The organism is Streptomyces longhuiensis (genome assembly GCF_020616555.1).
GTDB classification, from domain to species: domain Bacteria; phylum Actinomycetota; class Actinomycetes; order Streptomycetales; family Streptomycetaceae; genus Streptomyces; species Streptomyces longhuiensis.
In genome coordinates this window covers 8,464,257-8,485,396 of sequence record NZ_CP085173.1, presented here as the reverse complement: position 1 = coordinate 8,485,396, position 21,140 = coordinate 8,464,257, and the positions used below count along the sequence as shown (strand labels likewise).

Here is a 21,140-nt window from a genome sequence, read left to right as displayed (position 1 = left end):
GACTGCCGTGCCTCACAAACCCGTTGTCCAGCTCACCCGGCTTCTGCCGCTGACTCTCCTGCTGCCCCTGGCCACCGCGTGCGGTGGCGCCGCCGGCGCCGAGGACTCCAAGACCGTCACGGTGACCGTCGGATACCAGTCGAAGACCATCAACACCGTCACCGCCGGAACACTGCTGCGCTCCCTCGGCTACTTCGAGGACGAGCTCGCGGCCCGCGGCAGGAAGGACGGCAAGACCTACAAGGTGAAGTGGCAGGACTACGCGACCGGCGCCCCCATCACCGCCCAGATGACCGCCGGGAAGATCGACATCGGGTCGATGGGCGACTTCCCACTGCTGATCAACGCGGCCCGCGGCAAGCAGCTGGGGCAGCCGACGCGGCTCGTCTCGGTCACCGGCTACAACCTGCGCGGCGGCCTCAACACCGTGGTCACCGCGCCCGGTTCGCATGTGAGATCACTGGCCGACCTGCGCGGCAGAAAAGTGTCCACCAGCGTCGGATCGGCCGCCGACGGCACCCTGGTACGGGCCCTGAGGAAGGCCGGGATCGACCCGGACAAGGGCATCAGCAAACTCAACCAGCAGCCCAGTGTGGGCGCGTCCGCCCTGACCGGGGGCAGCGTCGACGCACTGTCCCAGTTCGTCGCCTGGCCCGGCCAGTTGGCGTACGAGGGCAAGGCGAAGGCCCTGTACGACGGCGCCGACCTGAACCTGCCGACGTTCCACGGAGTCACCGTCCGCGAGAAGTTCGCCGAGGAGCGCGGCGGGGTCCTCGACGACTTCCTCCAGGCTCAGCGGCGGGCCACCGACTACCTCCGCAAGCGGCCGGTGGCCGCTGCCGAGTCGGTGGCCGAGGAGACCGGTCTGCCCGCCGAGGCGGTCTACCTCTACAACGGCGCCCACGGCATCGCCACCTTCGACCCGGCGCTGCGGCCGGAGCTGATCGCCGCGCTGAAGAAGGACGTACCGATCCTCAAGGCGGCCAAGCTGGTGGGCGACGTCGACGTGGACTCCTTCGTCGACCCCGAGCCGCTGGAGCGGGCCACGCACACACCCGCGTATCCGAAGGCGGGCGTCGCCAAGTCCGAGCTGTGGCTGAAGGGTCAGGACTCCACCCGCACCTTCGACAGTCCGAAGCGGCTCCTCAAGGCGTTGAAGGGAGCGGAGGTCCGGGCCGCGTACGTACCCGACGCGCTGACCGGCACCCTGTGGTTCGCCGACCGCGCCGTGTGGGTCGCGGACGGCTCCGACCTGCGCGCCTTCGTCACCCCGAGCCATGCGAAGACGTACGTCGAACGGCACTCCGGCGCCCGCGTCGTCAGCTACGCGGACGCCGTGAGGCTCGCGTCATGAGCGCGGGCCGCCGGCTGGTCCGGGCGGCGTCGCTCGCCGCGGCCCTCGGGCTCTGGCAGCTGCTGACCTCTCTGGACGTCGAACTCTGGCTGCGGTTCGGGCAGTTCCCCACGGTCGGCGAGGTGGCATCCGCCTTCGGCGACCGGCTGGGCACCGCCCCGTACTGGCAGGACCTCGGATACAGCCTGCGCCGCATCGTGATCGGGTTCCTGCTGGCCGCGGTGTTCGGGGTGGCGGCGGGCACGGCGATCGCGCGGTCGCGGTGGGCCGCCGATCTGCTCGGCCCGCTGATGGAGGTGGCGCGGCCGATCCCGGCGATCGCCCTGGTCCCGGTCGCGATCCTGCTGCTGCCCAGCAACGAGCAGGGCATCGTGTTCATCACGTTCACCGCGGCGTTCTTCCCGGTGCTGGTGTCGACGCGGCACGCGGTGCGCGCGCTGACGCCGGTGTGGGAGGAGGCCGTGCTCACCATGGGCGGCGGCCGGCTGCGGGTGCTGGGCTCGGTGGTGCTGCCCGGCGCGCTGCCGGGCATCTTCGGCGGGCTCTCGGTGGGCATCGGCGTCGCGTGGATCTGCGTGATCTCGGCGGAGATGATCTCCGGTGAGTACGGGGTCGGCTACCGCACCTGGCAGGACTACACAGTGGTCGACTACCCCGGCGTCTTCGTCGGCATGGTCACCATCGGCGCCCTCGGCTGGCTCACCTCCACGGCGGTGGAGTTCCTCGGCCGCCGCGCCACCGCCTGGCTGCCACGGCCGGCCGAACGGGTGCCGTCCCGTGCCGTACACCGCCCCGCCGCTCCCCCGGCGGCTTCGTCCCCCGTCCCGGCCCTGGAGAAGGAGCCAGTCTCATGAGTCCGACGAGGACCACTTCTCTCCGCCAGGGTGCCGAACTCGCCCTGGAGGACGTGCGGCTCGGCCACCACGAGGGACAGCCCTTGCCCGGCACCGTGCGCCTGCGGATCGCGCCGGGCGAGCTCGTGGCCGTGCTCGGCCCGTCCGGCTGCGGCAAGTCCACGCTCCTTCGCACCCTCGCCGGTCTGCTGCCCCCGTTGGACGGGCGGGTCACGCAGGACGGAACGCCCATCGACCGGCCCGCCGCCGACCGGGCGCTGGTCTTCCAGGAGAACGCTCTGCTGCCGTGGCGCAGCGTCCGCGCCAACGTCGAACTCCCGCTGGCCATACGGCGGTCGGGACGGGACGAGCGACGGAGCGTCGCCGACGGATGGCTGGAGCGCGTCGGACTGGCCGAGCACGCCCGCAAGCTGCCACGCCAGCTCTCCGGAGGGCAGCGACAGCGCGTCCAGCTGGCCCGTGCCCTGGCCGGGCGGCCTCGCGCGGTCCTCATGGACGAGCCGTTCGGCGCGCTCGACCCGCACACCCGCGCCGGCATGCAGGACCTGCTCGTGGACATCCTGCGCGGCACGGGCGCGACCGTCGTCTTCGTCACCCATGACGTGGACGAGGCGCTCTACCTCGGTGACCGGATCGCCCTGCTCTCCTCCGGCGAGGTCCTGGACGTCCCGCACCCCCGGCAGCGGGACGCGCGCAACGCGCCCGCCACCACGGGCCTCCGCCGCCGCATCCTCACATCCCTCTGACCACCGCACCCCCGTGAAAGGCCCGCCCGTGGACACCCCCCTGGCCATCCCCGCCCTCTCCGACGCGACCGAACTCTCCTGCGACGTCCTCGTCATCGGCGGCGGCACCGCGGGCACCATGGCCGCCCTCACCGCCGCCGAACGCGGCGCGGACGTGCTGCTCCTGGAGAAGGCGCACGTACGCCACTCCGGCGCGCTCGCCATGGGGATGGACGGCGTGAACAACGCGGTCATCCCGGGCCGGGCCGAACCGGACGACTACGTCGCGGAGATCACCCGCGCCAACGACGGCATCGTCGACCAGTCCACCGTCCGCCAGACGGCGACCCGCGGCTTCTCGATGGTCAAGCGCCTGGAGTCGTACGGCGTGAAGTTCGAGAAGGACGAGCACGGCGAGTACGCGGTCCGTCAGGTGCACCGCTCCGGTTCGTACGTGCTGCCGATGCCGGAGGGCAAGGACGTCAAGAAGGTCCTCTACCGGCAGTTGCGGCGCCGCGAGATGCGTGAGCGGATCCGCATCGAGAACCGGGTGATGCCGGTCCGGGTCCTCACCGTGGACGGCCGTGCCGTGGGCGCGGCCGGATTCAACACCCGCACAGGCGAGTTCGTCACCGTACGCGCGGGCGCCGTGATCCTGGCCACCGGGGCGTGCGGCCGCCTCGGCCTGCCCGCGTCCGGCTACCTCTACGGGACGTACGAGAACCCGACGAACGCGGGCGACGGCTACGCCATGGCCTACCACGCGGGCGCCGCGCTCACCGGGATCGAGTGCTTCCAGATCAACCCGCTGATCAAGGACTACAACGGCCCCGCGTGCGCGTACGTCGCGAACCCCTTCGGCGGCTACCAGGTGAACCGGCACGGCGAGCGGTTCGTGGAGTCGGACTACTGGTCGGGGCAGATGATGGCCGAGTTCGCGGCCGAACTCGCCTCCGACCGCGCCCCGGTGTACCTCAAGCTGAGCCATCTGCCGGAGGAGACCATCAGCGCCGTCGAGTCGATCCTGCACACGACGGAACGGCCCACGCGCGCCACCTTCCACGAGGGCCGCGGCCACGACTACCGCACGCATGACATCGAGATGCACATCTCGGAGATCGGCCTGTGCGGCGGCCACTCGGCGTCCGGCGTGCGGGTCGACGCGCACGCCCGCACCACGGTGCCCCGCCTGTACGCGGCCGGCGACCTGGCCTGCGTACCGCACAACTACATGATCGGCGCGTTCGTCTTCGGGGACCTGGCCGGCGAGGACGCGTCCCAGTTCCGCTCCTACGAGGGCGAGTTGCCCGGCGAGCAGCTCGCCACCGCGCATGAGCTGATCTACCGGCCGCTGCGTCACCCCGACGGGCCGCCGCAGCCTCAGGTCGAGTACAAACTGCGGCGGTTCGTGAACGACTACGTGGCGCCGCCGAAGGCCGGGGCGAAGCTGTCCCTGGCCGTGGAGGCGTTCGAGCGGATGAGGGGTGAGATCGAGGGGTTGGGCGCGCGTACGCCGCACGAGCTGATGCGGTGCGCGGAGGTGTCGTTCATCCGGGACTGCGCGGAGATGGCGGCGCGCGCCTCGCTGGCGAGGACCGAGTCCCGCTGGGGTCTGTACCACGAGCGGCTCGACCACCCCGAGCGGGACGACGCGGGGTGGCTGCACCATCTCGACCTGTACAAGTCCCCTTCGGGAACTATGGAGTTCAGTGCCCGAGCGGTCGAACCGTATGTCGTTCCGGTGCCGGAGTTCGAGCCGGTGGCGGCCGGGGCGGAGCGGGTGCTGGGTGAGGTCGCGTTGGTTCCGGTGGCGACGGCGGGGCAGCGGGACGTCGCTCCGGCCGCCCGCCCGGCCACGTCCGCCGCGCCGGCTCCCTCGCCCTCGGCCGCCCGGACCCCCGCGTCGAGCCCCACCCTCCTCGCTCTCCTCTCCCTGGCCGAAGAGTCCCCCGACCTGGACACACTCGCGCCCTACCTTGAGGACTCCGACCCGGCGGTGCGGGCGGCCGCCGTCGCCGTCCTCGCCGAGACAGTGCCCGCCGGGGCCGGTCCCGCGCTCGCCGCACGGCTGCGGGATACCGCGCCCCAGGTCCGGGAGGCCGCCGCGGGCGCCCTGCGCGAACTGGTCGAAGTGTTGCCCCCAGAGCCCGAGTTGGGGTCCCGTCTGCGAACAGCCCTCGGTGTGGCGGACCCGGCGGTGCGGGGCGCCGCGCTCGACGTCCTGCGCGAGCTGCGGCTCGGCGACGCGTCGGTGTACGCCGCCGCGCTCGCCGACACCGAGATCGATGTACGTATCCAAGCCGTTCGGGCCCTGGTCTCGGTGGACGCGGCCGCTCAGCTCTCGGCGGCCACGGCAGACCCGGCCCGCGAGGTCAGAGTCGCGGTCGCCCGCGGTCTCGCGGCGGTGCGCGAACCGTCCCCTGCCCCGCTCGCCCCGCTCCTCGACGACTCCGACCCGCTGGTCAGGGCAGCCGCTCTCACCGCACTCGCCGATACGGGCTGCCCGCCCCCGTATGCCGAACGGGCCGTGGCCGCGCTCGGCGACCCCGCCTGGCAGGTTCGGGCCGGCGCCGCGACCGCGCTCCGAACGGCCCAGCCCAGCGAGGCAGTTCCCGCCCTCGCCAAGGCATCCACCGACCCGAACGCGGACGTGCGCAAGGCCGTCGTCCTCTCACTCCTCGCCCACCGCGCCGACCCCGACGCCCGCGCGGCCCTCACCACCGCGACCGCCGATCCCGACGCGGACGTCCGGGCCTACGCGTCCCGCGCCGCGGCGTGACCGCCGTGCGGGACTGACCGGGGACGACGTCACGCGATGACCGCGTGGGCGGCGGATCGTTACAGGGGAGAGGAAAGGAGATCCACCATGCCGACACACGAACCTGCGAAGCAGCCCACGACCGAGCTCGACGCCCGCTACAGCTCGGCGCTCAACCCCAGCCCGGGTGCCGCCGAAGTCACCGCGACCGAATGGACCGAAGCCCAGCGGCAGTTGGAGGCCGCCGAGATCTTCTGGGTGTCCACGGTGCGCCCCGACGGACGCCTGCACGTCACTCCGGTCATCGCCGCCTGGCACGACGGGGTGCTGTACTTCTCCACCGGGCCGGGCGAGCAGAAGGCGAGGAACCTCGCACATGACGGGCACTGCGCGCTGACCACCGGACGGAACTCGCTCACCGAAGGGCTCGACGTCGTGGTCGAGGGCAAGGCGACGCCGGTTGCCGATCCGGCGGTGCTCGAGGAGGTGATCACGGCGTACGAGGCGAAGTACGGGGCGCACATCACCTCCCGCGAGGGCACCTTCCACGGGATCGGGGACGCGTTCCGGAAGGGCGACGCGATGGTGTTCGCGGTGTCCCCGGCCACGGCATACGGCTTCGGCCGGGACGGCGGGGTCTACTCCCACACGCGCTGGGCGTTCTGAGCAGCACACCCACACGTCCACACCCACACCCACACCCACAAACCAATCGCCTCCGCGTCGCCGATCCCGTAGGTTGCGCGGGTTGTTGTGGCGGCGGCGGAGAGAGGCGGTCGGGGACGTGGCACCCGGAGCAGTGACGAGGGAGCAGCTGGCGGGTGCGGCGAAGGCCGCGCTGGGTGGCGGGCGCCGGCTGGCGGCGGTCGAGCGGGTCGCGGGTGGGAGCAAGAAGGGCGTGTACCGCTTGCTGATGGACGACGCGACCACGGCGATCGCCTACCTGTGGGACGACGCCGAGAACTACTGGCCGGCGGCCGAGGGCGACGACGACCTCACCGACCCGTTCTCCCCCGGTCTCGGCATCGGCCTGTTCGAGGCCGCACACGCGCGGTTGGACACGCTCGGCGTCCGCGTCCCGGCGATCCGGCTCGTCGACCGCGAAGGCACTCACGGCCCGGCCGACCTCGTGATCGTCGAGGACCTCCAGGGCGAGAACCTGGAGCAACTGCTCGCACGCGATCCGCGCGCGGCCGAGCCGGTCATGACCCGGCTCGGGGAGGCACTGGATGCGATGCGGCGCCATCGAGCCCCCACATACGGCAAGGTGGCCGTCGTCGACGGGTCAGGTACCTCGCGCGGAACGTCGTGCGAAGGAGTCGTCCTGGACCGTGCGCTGCGGGACCTCACCGATGCGGCCTCGCGTGATCCGCGACTCGCGGAGGCGCGCGGGCGGCTGGAGCAGCGGCTGCTGGATCTCGCGGCGGCGGTGCGACCGCGCGCGGAGTACGCGGTCGTCCACGGCGAACTGGGACCCGACCACGTGCTGGTGGACGCGGGCGGGAACCCCGTGGCGATCGACATCGAGGGGTTGATGTACTTCGACGTCGAGTGGGAGCACGTGTTTCTGCGGATCCGCCTGCACGACGCGTACCGGCCGCTGAAGGTGGACGGCCTGGACGCTGACCGGCTCGCGCTCTACATGCTGGCCCAGCGGCTGTCGCTGACGGCGGGACCGCTCAGGCTGCTCGACGGGAACTTCCCCGACCGGGCGTTCATGGCCGCCATCGCCGAGCACAACTTGAACGAAGCGCTGGATCTGGTCCGCGCCTGAACGCCCCTGTCCACAGCCCCAGGGCGAAGGCTGTCCGCTCGGAGGACGGCCCGAGGGTCACTCCGCCCGTCGAGTTCCGCGGATCACGGAAGGCTGAGAGCGCAGGGCTGCCAACCGGTCCTTGTCACCGGCCTCGGCCAGGCAGTCGTCCAGCGCGAGGAGCGACAAGAGCCGCACGGGGCGCCCTGCGGAAGCCGCTGCCTCCAGCTTGTGGTGGCCGTCGAGCAGGAAGTGCGTCAGCCCCCAGTGCGTGTAGTGGTCGGTCGACCGGTCCAGCGCGGGCAGGCACACGTCCAGGGTCGACACCGCCACGGCCGTCGCCACCAGCCCCCGCTCCATCTGCGCGGCGTACTCCTCGACCCGCTCCCGGTCGTTCCACGTCGGAGGCACCATGGGCACGACGAACTCGTAGAGATGGGCTTCGTCATCGACCGCGGTCTCGAACGTGCGGTAGTACGGCGTGTGCGGGTACTCCGGGAGCCCCCAGAACGCGTCGAGGCCCCACGTGGCCACCTGCTCGTGGCTGAAGTAGTCGCCCTCCTGTCCCGGGACGACCAGGTGTGGCTCGACGCTGAGCAGCATGGGGAGGTAGTCGCCTTCCGGCAGCAGCTTGCCGAACGCATCGAGCACACCGCCGTCCAGGTCCGGGAGCTGCCCGGCCAGGCGCTCCCGCATGCTCTCCAACGACAACTTCTCATGGGCGCCCTCAAGGCGGCGGAACAGGAACTGGCACGACCCGCACCAGAAGCTGAGCTCGAAGGCGGGCTCTCCGTCGACCGCGAGAACCCTGCGCCCCGGCCCCGTCCCCAGCTTCGGAGGCTCGGCGTCGAAGCGCAGTCTCGCCTCGGACGCGGGTACGCCGAGCCTGCGCGGGTCACCCACCAGGACGTTCATGCTCGTGACCGTACGAGACCTCACCAGCCCGCACAAAACCGTTTCCGGCGTCGAGCCGGTGTCTCCGTCACACCGATCCCCGCAGGGCCTACCTGTGACGCGTGAACGTGAGCCTCGCCTCCGTCCCACCTGGTGCCGGCGGCCTGAGCCAAGGGTGCGTGGGGAGCGTCGGCAATCTGCCGTGGTCGAGGGCGAATTGGGGCAGGGAGACGCCGAACGTCGCCGCTATCGCGTCCAGGGCCCGGCTCTCGTCCGAGAGGTCGATGGCCGGACCGGCCGGGTCCGGGAACAGGTGGTCGGGCGAGAGCTCGTCGGGGATGGTGCCCGTCCGGTGGCGCTCCGCCTCATGGACCGTGAACGTGTACCGCTGTTGCCCGTCCTCGGCGCAGGCGAAGTGGAACAGTCCCGGCTCCCACCAGACCGTGACCGCCCGGGTGCCGAGCGACAGCTCGGTGCCGGGGTGGGTCAGACGGCTACGGTCGAAGCCTGGCCGGTGGGCCGATTCGAAGGCGAAGCTCCAGCCGTCGAGGGCGCCGATCCGGGCGACGGGGCCGCGCCGCCCCTGCTCCCGCGCGAAGGGGAGATCCCAGAGGTCCCGCTCGCTCGCCACCAGCTCCAGCGGTCCCGTCCCGAACCGCTCCGCCAGCACTTCGGGCCGTATGCCCTCCACCAGAACGAACCGGTACGCGTCCCTGCGCAGCTCGATCCGGTGTTGCCGATGGGTCAGCCACGCGAGCCCGTCGCGCACCGTCTCCCCCTCGACGGCCGGCGCGGGCCCCGCCCCCGCCTGGCCCGCCCGGGGTGTCATCAGCAGCTGCCGCCCCCGCTCCGGAGTGATCAGCGGCCCGAGGAGCGGATCCCCGAGCAGGCCGAACGGCGCCACGTGGTCCTCCCGGTACGGCTCCCACTCCGGGACCGCCGCTACAAGCACCCGCCAGGCTCCGTCCGTGTCACCCCAGCGCGCCAGCTCCCTGGCCTCCTCGACCGCGCGCCCGAACGGGCCGGGCGATGTGTACTCGTACGTGCGCTGCCTGATCTGTTCCAGGACGGCACCGGCCCGCTCCCGGTCCGTCGCGTAGTCGTCGGTCATCGGGCCGAGCACGAAGGCGTCGTCCCTCCGGTACTCGCGCAGGTGATCGTGCACCTTCAGGGGCAGCACCTCACCCGCATACAGCGGATCGTCCATGCGCGGGTCGACCGGCACCGCGCCCCGCCCGTCGAGCAGCGCCCGCAGCTGTGACGCCAGCAGGCCGGCCCGCGGTCTGCCGAGCTCCCCCGCCTCGCCGAGGACGGCGAGCGCCTCGTCCAACTCGCCTCTCAGGCAGGCGAGTCGGGCCTGCTCCACCTTGGCGTCGAGCTCACGCGTCACCGCGTTCTCGAAGCCGGAGTGGCCGCCGCTCAGGCGGTAGAACTCCTTGTACATGCCCTCCATGAACGCGCGGAACGATTCGTACCGGTCCGGCAGTTCGCCACCCCACCCGTGGTACACGTACACCGCCCACTCCCCGTCGGCGCCCACATCGCCCGGGTCGAGCAGCACATCCGTCATGTCCGAGTCGAGCGAGAGCTGCAGCGCCCGGCCCCACATACCGGCCCTGAGCACCTCCTCCTCGGTCGGGTCCTCGTCCAGATACTCCTCGTACATCGCCTGCAGGCCGTACGGATCCCCGTACGGCGCGATGCGGTCCGCCCCCGCCAGCAGATGGACGAAGCCGCCGGCATGGCGCCAACCGTCCGTCGTCTGGAGGAAGGAGAGGAGTGACGGCGGCAGCGGCACGCCTCTCCCCAGCACCCGGACCCGCTCCTCCAGAGCCGCCATCGCCGCCGGATCAGCCGGGCGGAATCCCAGCCAGCGGTCCCGCACGACGGCCTCGTCCAGCTCCTCGAACTCCTCCGGCTCCTCCGCGGCCAGCCCTTCCAGCCATTCCTCGCTCCACCGCTTGAGCAGCGGCCCCCACTCGAAGATCTCCATACGCGCATCGTGGCACCCGCCACTGACAGTCGATCAGGACCGCCCCAGGGCGCGGGCCACGCCGCCGCTCGCGTCCGGCACACAGCGGCGGCGCCGATCCTCGCGACGGAACAGCGGCCGGTGTGTTCACGGTTCTCTCCCCCGACCGGCGATGAAGACTGCATCTCGACATGCGCGACGCGCGTGACATGTCGACATACACGAGGAGACGCTATGCCCCTTCCGCTCGAAGAGCGCGAGGCCTTCTTGGCCGAACCCCGCATCGGCGCCCTGGCCGTCGCACGCGCTCAGCCCGGCCGTGCGCCGCTGACGGTCCCCATCTGGTACTGGTACGAGCCGGGCGGCTCCTTCTGGTTCATGACCGGCCGGGATTCCGCCAAGGCGAAGGCCGTCAGGGCCGCGGGCCGTATCTCGCTCATGGCCGAACGCGTCGAACCCACGGTCCGCTATGTGACCGTGGAGGGCTCCGTGACGTCCGAAGCAGCCTCCACGGTGCAGGAGTTGACCGATCTCGCGGCCCGCTATCTGCCCGCGGACAAGGTCGAGGGATACGTGAAGGCGGCCACCGCCGAGCACGGCGCGCAGGTCACCTTCCACATCCGCCCGGCCCACTGGCTGTCGGCCGACCTCGGCTCCGTCTGACACGACGGGCGGCGACGCAGGTACCGCAGGCGCCGCAGAAATGCGGCCCGCGCGGTAGCGGCCAGGCTGTCGGGAGCAGCCAGTCCTACCGCGCGGGCCGTGACCGTTCATTCCGGCGGCGCGCCGAGCTGGTCCGTCAGCCGAAGACGTCGTACGACCGCCGGTAGATCCCGTCCGTGTGTTCACGGATGTCGCGGTACACCTCTCCGAGGCGCCGGTACAGGTCGTGGTTGGCCTGGTCGGGGGTGAACTCCGCGCCGGGGCGGACCATCGCGTCGATCGCCTCGTCGAACGTCCGGTACGCGCCGAGTCCGACCGCCGCGCAGATCGCGGAGCCGAGCCCTGCCGCGTTGTTGACCTCGGCGCGGTGGGCCGGGACGCCGAAGACGTCGGCGTGGATCTGCATCATCAGGTCGGAGCCGGAGCCGCCGCCGGAGACGACCGTGTGCCGGTAGGTGGTGCCGAGTGCGGCGGCCATATGGGTGCCGGTGGCGTGGACGGACAGGGCGAGTGCTTCGAGGATCGAGCGGTACATGTGGAAGCGGCCCTGCCGGCCGTCGAATCCGAGGATGGTGCCCTTGCGGAACGGGGCGTCGGTGGGCGCCAGCCAGTCGAGCACCGTCATCAGGCCGTCGCAGCCGGGCGGGACCTTCGCGGCCTCGGCGTTCAGGTGGTCCTCGACAGACAGGCCCGCGGCGCGCGCTCCCGCGACCCCCTCCTCGCCGAGCAGGTCGCGCAGCCAGCTGACCGTCCACATGCCGCGGCGCACGCCGAAGCTCTCGTAGAGGTAGGAGTGCGGCATGCAGGCGTAGTTGGTCCAGAAGTCGGAGGCGTCGGGCACGTTCCTGTCGCCGACGGTCATACCGGCCACGTACGTGCCGAGGGAGACCAGGAGCGTGTCGCTGGAACGCAGTCCGCAGCCCAGTGCCTCAACCGCCTTGTCGTTGGCGGTCGCCACGACGGGGAGGCCCTCGGGGATGCCGGTATGGCGGGCCGCGGCAGCGGTCACGGTGCCGAGGACGTCGCCCGGCATCACCAGGCCGAAGAGCATCTCGCGCGGGATGCCGGACTTGGCGAGAACGGTGTCGTCGGTCGTCCACTGCCAGGTGCCGGAGTCCAACGGCCATGCGTCGCCCGCGTAGTTGGCGGCGGTGTCCTGGAAGACGCCGGTCATGCGGTGGCTGATGTAGCCGGACGAGGTGGTGACGTAGCGCGCCTCGGGGAGGGTGTGTTCGTAGGGGCGCGAGACCCGTGCGTCCATCCAGCTCATGACCGGCTGCGCGAGTGTGCCGTCGGCCTTGAGGACGGCGCGGCAGAAGCGGATCGTGCACAGGCCGACGCCGACGATGTCGGCCACGTCGCCGGGGAAGCCGGCCATGGCGCGGCGGCTGGCCTCTCCGATCGACGTCCACAGGTCGTCGTCCGGATGCTCCACGACGCCGGGGCGGGGGGTGGCGTACGGACGCAGGCTCTGCCGTCCCTCGCAGACGGCCCGGCCGTGTTCGTCGAAAACGGTCACCTTCGAGCTCTGGGAGCCGTTGTCGATGCCGATGAAGTAGCGAGTCATGGCCCACTCCGGGGTGCGAGAGAGGAGGGGGCCGCCGACCGACGGCGGCCCCCTGTACGACAGTTGGGGATCAGGCGTCGAGCGGGAAGATCGTTCCCTTGTTCATGATCCCGTTCGGGTCGAACGCCTCCTTGAGCTTGGCCAGCATGTGGTACGCGCTGCCGTGCTCCTGCTTCGTCCACGCGGTGCGGTACTTGCCGACGCCGTGGTGGTGGACCATCGAGCCGCCGACGCGCAGCGCCTCCTCGACGATGATCGCGTTGAGCGGCACGTGGTACTTGTCGATCTCCTCCTCCGGCTCACAGTTGATCTTGTAGTCGTAGACGAAGTAGAGGTTCGTGCCCGTCTGGTAGCTGTGCGAGGAGTGGGCGCCGAGCAGGGTGAGGTCGTCGGCGTGCGGGTACTCGGTGCGGATGCGGTTCATGACGGCGCGGTACAGCTCGGTGACCTTCGACCAGTCGCAGGAGACCTCGGTGGTGTAGCCGAGCTCGGCCTTGGCGCGCATGACCTCCTTCTCCGCCTCGATCTTGTCCGGTCCCCAGTTGAGGTTGTCGAACCACGCCTCGATGAGCTTCGGGTCGACCTTCTCGTGCGCGTGCTGCCCGGCGACGCGCTCGATCTCCTCGCTGGTGGCGCGCACGATGCCCTTGGGGCCCTCGGCGACGAAGACGACGACGCACTTGCCCTTCGAGAAGTGCGAGAAGTGCTGGCCGGCGTCCTCGGGCGAGTAGACGCGCACGACGGACGGCTTGAAGCCGCCGACGACGACCTCCCGGATGATGGCGGTGCCGGTCGCCATGTCGTCGACGAGGAAGCCGTGGAACTCGTTGTTCTCCGGCTGGTACTTGAAGATCTTCACCGTGACTTCGGTGATGTAGCACAGGGCGCCCTCGTTGCCGATGACGATGTGCCGGATGTCCGGGCCGGTCGCGCGGCGCGGGACGTTCTTGATCCGGCTGACGGTGCCGTCGGGGAAGACCGCCTCCAGGCCGACGACCATGTCCTCGATCGCGCCGTACAGGGTGGAGAACTGGCCGATCGAGCGCGTCGAGACGAGCCCGCCCATCTGCGCCAGCGGCTTGGACTGCGGGGAGTGCCCGGTCGTGTAGCCCTTGGCGCGCAGGGTGTCCTCGAGGACCTGGAGCTGGACGCCGCACCCGGCGGTGACCTGCATGTTCTCTTCGTCGATCTTGATGATCTCGTCGAGACCCGAGCCGTCGAGCACGATCGTGTCGGCGACAGCCGTCTCCAGGCCGCCCTCGGTGCCGGTGCGGCCGGTGCGGGCCACGATGTTGATGCGGTTCTCGTCGGCGAACGCGAGCACCTTGGACACGTCGTCCACGCTGGTGGCGTTGACGATCGCGGCCGGCGGCGGGGCGTCGTAGATCCCGTGCACCGCCTGGTACTTCTTGAAGCGGTCGACGCTCGCCTCGCGCAGCTGCTGCTCGTCGGTGACGACCGCGCCCGCGCCGACCAGGGAGGTGAGGCGGTCGACGATCTCTTCTCGGTTCAGCTTCGATGCGGACTGCACCATGTGGATCAACCTTCTTTGTACGTGGGTGTGTACGTGTGGGGGCGAGGGAGAAGTGGGTGTCGGGTCGGGGTCAGCGGACGAGATAGCCGCCGTCGACGGTCAGGACATGGCCGTTGACGTAGTCGGCGGCGCGGCTGGCGAGGAAGACGGTGGCGCCCATGAGGTCGGCGACATCGCCCCAGCGGCCGGCCGGGATGTGGTCGAGGACGCGCTGGTTGGTCTGCGGGTCGGCGCGCGTGGCCTCGGTGATCCTGGTGGCGAAGTAGCCCGGGGCGATCGCGTTGACCTGGATGTTGTGCTGGGCGAGTTCGTCGCAGTACGCCTTGGTGAAGCCGGCGATGCCATGCTTGGTGGCGGCGTACGCGGGAGACATCTGGCCGCCCAGGAAGGAGAACAGGGAGGCGATGTTGATGATCTTCCCGGAGCGCTGCGGGATCATGAACTTCGTTGCCTCGTGGGCGAGTTCGAAGGGCGCGGTGAGGTTCACGGCCAGCATCGGGTCCCACGCGCGGCGGTCGAACTCCTCGACGGAGGCGAGATTGCAGATGCCCGCGGAGTTCACCAGGATGTCGACCGACCCGAGAGTGTCCGCACAGTGCTCGACGACCTGCCGGGGCACGCCCGCCCCGGTGATGTCGGCCTCGAGGAACTCCATGCGCCGGCCCTCGGCCTCGATCAGCTTGCGCGTCTCGCCGCCGTCGTCGGCGAGCGCCGGGACGAGGACGTCGGCGCCCGCCTTGGCGAGGGCGAGGGAGAACGCCTGACCGAGGCCGGTGTTGCCGCCGGTGACGATCGCGTTCTTCCCGTCGAGGGAGAAGAAGTCCCGGGAGAAGTCCGTGATGTCCATGTGATGCCTGCCGATCTTCTTGCTCTTCGTGACTCTTTTTGATCTTTGTAAGTCTTTGTAAATCTCTGTATGGATACGTTCTACGCGCTCGGGGCGGCGAGCCGAAGGACCCGGCGATCACACCCCTGCCAGGACGCGTTCGACGACAGGGGCCGTGTGGCGGGCGGCCAGTTCACGCCGGCGCGTGCGGGCGGTGAGTGTCGTCATCACCAGGCCGAGCAGTGCGGCCACGAGCAGGAAGACGAACAGCGCGCTGTAGCCGCCGCCCTGTTCGGGCACCTTCGGGCTCGCCGAGGAGTCACCGATCCACCAGGCGCACAGGGACGGCAGGAACGCGTCCGGCAGATACGCGAGGCCGGACGCGAGCCCGATGACGCCCCCGCGCTCCTGCTCAGGTATCTCCACCTCGCCGACCGTGGACCAGTAGACGCCGCGCGAGGCGAAGACCAGTGCGCACAGGACGAACATCATGACCAGCGCGAGCCAGGCCAGCGAGGCGGTGCGCGGCAGTACGAGGAAGAGCGCGGCGAGCACGGCGCCGCCGGCGAACATCCAGCGCAGGAACACCGCGGAGGAGCGCGTCACCTTGTCCACGACGACGCCGCCCGCGGGTCCGGCGACGAACTGGAAGACGTAGGACCGCACGACGCCGATGACGGCGATCATGGAGGCGGAGACGCCGTAGTTGTCCTGGAGCAGCGGCGAGAAGTAGCCGAGGGTCGTGTAGAAGCAGTACATCAGCATGGCGGTGCCGCCGATGAGCCAGGTGTACCGGTTGCGGGCCGCCGCAAGGAGCTGCTTGAGGGTGACGGCCGCCGAGCCGAGCCCGGCGAGCCTCGTCCTGTCCTCGCGTACGACGAGCAACACGACGGCGGCGAACACGAAGCTCAGCACGCCGTAGATCCGGATCAGCGTGAGGACGCCGTGCGCGGGCACGACGGAGGCGGAGACGATCGCGGTGCCGATGAAGCCGATGGCCGTCGAGACGATGCCGCGGGTGCCTTCGAGGAAGCCGAAGAGCCGGCCCTGCTCGTCGGAGTCGCCGAGCATGCTGATCGACTTCACCAGCGCCGACCAGTACAGCCCCATGCCGACGACGGCCATCAGGATGTGCGCCGCCACGATTCCCCAGAATCCGGGAACGGTGGCGAGATAGAGGTCGGCGATTCCCATTCCGGCGAGCGAAATCACGATGAGGAGTTTCGGCGAGAACTTGTCGGAGAACCAGCCGCCGAAGAAATACATGACGATGGCCACGGCACCGAATGCCGAGATGATGTTTCCGTACTGCTGCGAGCTGAGATTCAGCGCCGTATAGGTAGGTTCGAGGTACACGAACCTGATGTAGGCGACCTGGAAAATGATTCCGCCGGTCATGGAGAGCGCGAAGAAGCTCAGCCACTTCTGGGCCTTGTTCATCCGGATCACCGCAGCCACCTCGTCGTGGACAGGAAATGGGCACAAAAAAAGAACAGCAAACTCCGGTGTTCGGAGGTTACTGTTCTCTGGTCTCTAGTAACTGTCCCGGCGCGAGGCCGGAACCTTTATTTGATTGTCGCGCCCGCGTCCATGAATGAGCTCCGGGTGCGTTCGCCATGCTAGGCAGGGCCGATCTGCAGTGTCAATAGAGTCCTGCGCCACATTCCTTTGGACGGCCCGGACGTCTGCATGACCCGGGTCTCTACATGGCCCAGACGTCGCGATTCGACGAGGCGATGGCCGCGGCCCCCGCCTTCAGCGCCGCGAACACATCCTCTCGGTCGCACACGAGCCCGCCCGCGATCAGAGGCACTTCGATGTCCTGGACGGCCCACGAGATGACCCGCGGCATACAGCCCGGCAGGATCTCGACGCAGTCGGCCTTGGACTGGCGGACCTGCGGCGCGAGATTGCGGTACGACTTCGAGTCGATGAGGAAGAACCGGTGGACGGCGAACAGACCGACCTCGCGGGCGGCGCGCACCATGTGGGCCTTGGAGCTGAGCACCCCGTCGGCGGAGGTGTGCTCCTTCACGTACTGCACCACGATGTCCTTGCCGCTGAACCCTTCGAGCAGGTCCACATTGACCAGGACGACCTTGCCGCTGTCCTTGAGCCGCTGCACGATCTCGGGGAGGTTCAGCAGGGACCCGTACAGCAGGAAGACGACCTTGCACTCGGAGTCCAGGACGGCGCGCAGACCGTCGTCGTCGATGACGCTGGCGACGACGGGGTGGTCCTCAAGGAGGACCGGAAGTGACACGTCCACGAATGACCTCCCATGGGATCGGCGGCCAATCTCCGCCGATCAGCGCCGCAGCGCAGGGTAACTTCCCTCAGCCGCGAGCCGCCACCTGCCCGTGATCCCACCGGTGGGCAGCGGCGCCCGGACGCCGCTGCCGTCAGGTCGGGTCAGGTCACGCCGGTGACGTGGCCGCTCCGGCTAGATGCCGGACGAAGAAGTGGACCGCGCTGTCGGCCTCGAACCTCGGGAGTTCCTTGTGCCGGCCCGCGTTGGCGTGCAGCGTCTTGTCCTTCGAGGCGAAGGCGTCGAACAGCGCCAGACCGGATTCACGTGGAATGTGCTCGTCGTCCCACTGGAGCGCGAACTCGATCGGAACGGTGATCTGCCCCGCCGCCCGGGCCAGCGACTCGGGCCAGAAGAGACCGAAGACCGCGGCGGTGATCCTGGGTTCGATCGCCGTCAGCGGCACGCCGATCGCGGTGCCCATGTTCAGGCCGAAGTAGCCGACCGGCCCGTCGGTACCGATCTCCGGGAGCCCCTGGAGCGCGTCGAGGGTCGCCCGCCACTCCGGCACGGCGCGCTCCGCGAGGTGGGCGTTGTACCGCTCGACGATCGGGCCGACCGGTTCGCCCGCCGCCATCGCCTGCTGCATCACGGCGATCTCGCGCTCATCGTGCTCGGTGCGCGGCCGGCCGCCGTGACCGGGTGCGTCGATGGTGGCGACGTGGAAGCCGCCGCCCGCCACGAGCCGCTGGGCCCGGCCGGCCATGGCCGGTGACTTCCTGTGGTTGCCGCCGCCGTGGCCCATCAGGACGAGAGGCGCGCGGTCGGAGCCTGGGGCCGGCGACCAGAGGGCGCCGGTGACCTCACCCACGGTGAAGTCGCGCTCCACGACACCGTTCGACGATGTCTGCGCGGTGAACTGAAAAGAGGTCATAGGTGTTGCCCTTCGGGAGTGCCTTGTGGTTGAGGCGCTCCCGGCGACACCTACGTCGATCGCCCAGCCGTTGCGAAGAGGGGAGCACCCACAGATACAGCGTTCATGGGTCTCACCTCCTCGCACGACGTCACGGCCTGGGCGGGACGCTACCAACCAACGGGCGTCCCGCCCAACCTCTTTTCGGGCTGCCCGCTCAGGCGTTGGGGTCGAACGGTATGCCCGTCGGCTCGGCCTTCTCCAGGTGGTAGTTGAAGTTGCCGTCCTTGAGGCCGAAGACGGCGCTGCCGAAGTCGGCCTGGCTCAGCTTCTCCCGCAGACCCGAGGGGTAGCCGTTCCAGCCGACGAGGCTCGGGAACTGCCAGGTGTGGCGGTGGTTCTCCGGCGGCTCGTCGTTGGCGGTCGCGGGGCGGAAGCAGTGCGTGCCCAGCCCGTCCTTGTGGTAGACGGCCTTGGGGTGGGTGCCGTCCCAGCGGATCTGGTCACTGCTGTACACATTGAAGTTGCCGTGGGCCGACGTGGACACGTACTTGGCCTCGTTGTTCTGGACCCACACCACGACGTGCTCCCAGTCGTTGCGGTGCCCGCCGAGGCCGCTGCCCGCGACCGCCTGGTCCTTCTCGAAGTACAGGCCGTACATGATGGCGCACCAGCCGTTGTTGCACTTGGAGCGGGCGTATCCGTTGGTGTTGTCGAGGTCCCAGGAGTCGTGGCACTGGCCGTTGACGGCCCCGGACGGTTTGAGGCCCGGGTTGACGGTGCCGTCCGGGCCGATGGCGGGCGTCGGGTAGCAGCCGTCACCGTCGTAGTCGTAGGCAGGCTGGAACGTCTGCTCCAGACCGTCCGCGTTCGCGGGCAGCGCCGGGGGCGGGTCCGCGAGCGCGATGCCCGGGAAAACGATGACCAGCGCGACGGCGCTGCCGAGGGTGAGCGCCGCTCTGCGGATCCGCGAGCTCTTCTTCACTGCGTCCTCCTGATGAACCGTGGGGGGTGGGACACGCGCGAACGAATCTGGCATGCCCGCGTCATTGTCTGCGCTTCAGTTGCCCAGCGTCACCCGGCTGCGTGGCGCAGTGATGAAAAGTCGGTGCCGCCGTCAACAAGCGCTCAGGGAAGCGATGTTGGACGAGTCGGCCATCGCCTTCATGCCCTTGTCATTGGGGTGCAGGTGATCGCCGCCGTCGAAGAACGGGAGGATCCGCTCGTGGTCGTAGGGACTGCGCAGGATGCGGTCGAAGTCGGTGATCGCGTCGAACTCGCCGCCTCCCCCGATGAATTCGTCGCCTCACGACCTACGGACTCGGCCGCGGGGTCCCGATCGGACCCGCTCTTGAACGGCGCGATGGTGGCGCCGACGACGTACTTCCCTGCCGCATGCGCCCGTTCGGCGCGCCGGACGCCACGGAGACCTGCTGCTCGCATGGCGGCGCACCTCCCACTACGGAGGTCCGCAACTGCCTGCGCATCTCGGGGGGTTGACTCTCAGAACCCGTTGTCGCGACGCACGCGCCGGCGCCGGTGCACCAGGCCGCCGTACTCACCGGATACGGGATGCACCTCGACCCGCCGCCCGGCGACCGGTCCAGCGCGGCCGTGCCCTTGATCCGCGAGACGGAGGCCTGAGGCACCCGGACCGGGCCGGGGACCGTGCGCGTCACACCCCAGGCACCTCCCGGAGGCATTGGCATGGACCTGTCCATGATCCTTCGATAGGCTCCCCAGCGGGCATTTCCTGGGAGCGCTCCCAGGCTTTGCTGTTCCACCCCCACGATGCTGGAACAACGAAGGGCCAACCCATGAGACGCACGAAACCCCTGCGCATCGCCCTGTCCGCCTTACTCGTCGCCGGAGTGTCGGCCGGGTTCGCACCGGCCTCGGCCGGTGCCACCACCCCCGCGGAAGAGAAGGCACCGGCCTCCGGGTCCATGCTCGCCGCCATGCAGCGCGACTTCGGCCTCACCAAGAGCCAGGCCGAGGCTCGGCTGAGCGCGGAGAAGAAGGCCACGGCGGTCGAGCAAAAGGCGCGGCGAGCCGCTGGATCCTCCTACGGCGGTGCCTGGTTCACGCCGGAGAGCGGCCGCCTGACCGTGGCCGTCACCGACCGGAACAAGGCCGCGGCCGTCCGGTCGACGGGCGCCGATGCCAAGCTGGTGAAGTACAGCGCCAAGCAGCTCGACGCGGCCAAGGAACACATCGACGCCCTCAAGGCACCCAAGGGCGTGGCAAGTTGGCACGTCGATCCGGCGTCCAACCGGATCGTGATCGAGACCCTGGCCGGACGGCAGGGCGACAACGATGTCAAGCACTTCCTCGCGCAGGCCCGCGAGGCCGGCCCCGTCACCGTGGAGAAGACGGCCCACGCGCCCCGCACCCTCGCCGCCGGCACGGTCGGAGGGGACCCCTACTACACGGGCAACGTCCGCTGCTCGATCGGCTTCTCGGTGAACGGCGGATTCGTCACGGCCGGTCACTGCAGCGGCGCCGGCGCCGCCGTGAACGGCTGGGACGGCTCGTACATCGGCAACTTCCAGGGGTCGTCGTTCCCGGACAACGACTACGCCTGGGTCAACGTCGGCAGCGGCTGGTGGACCGTCCCCGTGGTCCTCGGCTGGGGCACCGTCCCGGACCAGCTGGTGCGCGGCTCGGCGGAGGCGCCGATCGGCGCGTCCATCTGCCGTTCGGGTTCCACCTCTCACTGGCACTGCGGCAATGTGCTGGCCAAGAACGAGACCGTGAACTACAGCCAGGGCGCGGTGCACGAGATGACCAAGACGAACGTGTGCGCCGAACCGGGCGACTCGGGCGGCTCGTTCATCAGCGGCGACCAGGCCCAGGGTGTCACCTCGGGCGGCTGGGGCGACTGCTCCGGCGGCGGTGAGACCTGGTACCAGCCGATCAACGAGATCCTCAACCGGTACGGCCTGACGCTGACCACGGCCTGACCGACGCACCGATGAGCCGGGCTCGGTACGGCGTCGCAGGCGCCGCCCGCCGTACCGAGTCCCCGGCATGTCTGCCCCAACGCACGCCCGCAGTAAGGGAGATGATCCCGCGCCCC

General features: G+C 70.0%; 17 protein-coding genes. 8 read left to right on the top strand and 9 right to left on the bottom strand.

The window, feature by feature from the left end:
* Positions 1-7: 7 nt before the first annotated feature.
* The 6 genes from LGI35_RS38625 to LGI35_RS38600 all read left to right on the top strand — a co-directional run bounded on the left by LGI35_RS38625 (position 8) and on the right by LGI35_RS38600 (position 7,465).
* Positions 8-1,354, top strand: a complete 1,347-nt coding sequence (locus LGI35_RS38625) for an ABC transporter substrate-binding protein (RefSeq protein ID WP_227299076.1) — start codon at positions 8-10, stop codon at positions 1,352-1,354.
* The gene (locus tag LGI35_RS38620) at positions 1,351-2,208 is read left to right on the top strand and encodes an ABC transporter permease (RefSeq protein WP_227299075.1); all 858 of its coding nucleotides are present in this window, start codon (positions 1,351-1,353) and stop codon (positions 2,206-2,208) included. The genes LGI35_RS38625 and LGI35_RS38620 overlap by 4 nt, the downstream gene beginning before the upstream one ends.
* Positions 2,205-2,954, top strand: coding sequence for an ABC transporter ATP-binding protein (locus tag LGI35_RS38615; RefSeq protein ID WP_227299074.1), 750 nt, complete (start codon positions 2,205-2,207; stop codon positions 2,952-2,954). The genes LGI35_RS38620 and LGI35_RS38615 overlap by 4 nt, the downstream gene beginning before the upstream one ends.
* Before the next feature lie 28 nt (positions 2,955-2,982).
* Complete coding sequence (locus LGI35_RS38610) at positions 2,983-5,712, top strand: fumarate reductase/succinate dehydrogenase flavoprotein subunit (protein ID WP_227299073.1); 2,730 nt, start codon at positions 2,983-2,985, stop codon at positions 5,710-5,712.
* Positions 5,713-5,799: 87 nt separating this feature from the next.
* Positions 5,800-6,357 carry a pyridoxamine 5'-phosphate oxidase family protein gene (locus LGI35_RS38605; RefSeq protein ID WP_227299072.1) on the top strand — a complete coding sequence of 186 codons (558 nt, stop codon included), beginning with the start codon at positions 5,800-5,802 and terminating at the stop codon, positions 6,355-6,357.
* A 133-nt stretch (positions 6,358-6,490) separates the two neighbouring features.
* Complete coding sequence (locus tag LGI35_RS38600; RefSeq protein WP_227300700.1) at positions 6,491-7,465, top strand: phosphotransferase family protein; 975 nt, start codon at positions 6,491-6,493, stop codon at positions 7,463-7,465.
* A gap of 57 nt (positions 7,466-7,522) precedes the next feature.
* Here LGI35_RS38600 and LGI35_RS38595 read toward each other — a convergent pair whose 3' ends face one another.
* A complete protein-coding gene (locus tag LGI35_RS38595; RefSeq protein ID WP_227299071.1) occupies positions 7,523-8,359 on the bottom strand; it encodes a hypothetical protein in 837 nt (278 codons plus the stop codon).
* 88 nt (positions 8,360-8,447) lie between these two features.
* Positions 8,448-10,331 (bottom strand): SMI1/KNR4 family protein, encoded by a 1,884-nt coding sequence (locus tag LGI35_RS38590; RefSeq protein ID WP_227299070.1) that lies wholly within the window; start codon positions 10,329-10,331, stop codon positions 8,448-8,450.
* 213 nt (positions 10,332-10,544) lie between these two features.
* Here LGI35_RS38590 and LGI35_RS38585 point away from each other — a divergent pair, with 213 nt between their 5' ends.
* Positions 10,545-10,973 carry a pyridoxamine 5'-phosphate oxidase family protein gene (locus LGI35_RS38585; protein WP_227299069.1) on the top strand — a complete coding sequence of 143 codons (429 nt, stop codon included), beginning with the start codon at positions 10,545-10,547 and terminating at the stop codon, positions 10,971-10,973.
* A gap of 136 nt (positions 10,974-11,109) precedes the next feature.
* Here LGI35_RS38585 and LGI35_RS38580 read toward each other — a convergent pair whose 3' ends face one another.
* The 7 genes from LGI35_RS38580 to LGI35_RS38550 all read right to left on the bottom strand — a co-directional run bounded on the left by LGI35_RS38580 (position 11,110) and on the right by LGI35_RS38550 (position 19,046).
* Positions 11,110-12,540 carry an FGGY-family carbohydrate kinase gene (locus LGI35_RS38580; protein WP_227299068.1) on the bottom strand — a complete coding sequence of 477 codons (1,431 nt, stop codon included), beginning with the start codon at positions 12,538-12,540 and terminating at the stop codon, positions 11,110-11,112.
* A 70-nt stretch (positions 12,541-12,610) separates the two neighbouring features.
* A complete protein-coding gene (locus tag LGI35_RS38575; RefSeq protein WP_227299067.1) occupies positions 12,611-14,074 on the bottom strand; it encodes an FAD-binding oxidoreductase in 1,464 nt (487 codons plus the stop codon).
* A 70-nt stretch (positions 14,075-14,144) separates the two neighbouring features.
* Entirely contained in the window at positions 14,145-14,921 is a 777-nt protein-coding gene (locus tag LGI35_RS38570; protein ID WP_227299066.1) for an SDR family oxidoreductase, read from the bottom strand.
* 117 nt (positions 14,922-15,038) lie between these two features.
* On the bottom strand, positions 15,039-16,340 hold the full coding sequence (locus tag LGI35_RS38565) for an MFS transporter (protein ID WP_227299065.1): 1,302 nt from the start codon (positions 16,338-16,340) through the stop codon (positions 15,039-15,041).
* Positions 16,341-16,602: 262 nt separating this feature from the next.
* Positions 16,603-17,169 carry a glycerol-3-phosphate responsive antiterminator gene (locus LGI35_RS38560; protein WP_227299064.1) on the bottom strand — a complete coding sequence of 189 codons (567 nt, stop codon included), beginning with the start codon at positions 17,167-17,169 and terminating at the stop codon, positions 16,603-16,605.
* A 148-nt stretch (positions 17,170-17,317) separates the two neighbouring features.
* Positions 17,318-18,082, bottom strand: a complete 765-nt coding sequence (locus tag LGI35_RS38555) for an alpha/beta fold hydrolase (protein ID WP_227299063.1) — start codon at positions 18,080-18,082, stop codon at positions 17,318-17,320.
* A 196-nt stretch (positions 18,083-18,278) separates the two neighbouring features.
* The gene (locus LGI35_RS38550) at positions 18,279-19,046 is read right to left on the bottom strand and encodes an NPP1 family protein (RefSeq protein WP_227299062.1); all 768 of its coding nucleotides are present in this window, start codon (positions 19,044-19,046) and stop codon (positions 18,279-18,281) included.
* Between the two features lie 832 nt (positions 19,047-19,878).
* Here LGI35_RS38550 and LGI35_RS38540 point away from each other — a divergent pair.
* Positions 19,879-21,024 (top strand): S1 family peptidase, encoded by a 1,146-nt coding sequence (locus LGI35_RS38540; RefSeq protein ID WP_227299061.1) that lies wholly within the window; start codon positions 19,879-19,881, stop codon positions 21,022-21,024.
* Positions 21,025-21,140: the final 116 nt, after the last annotated feature.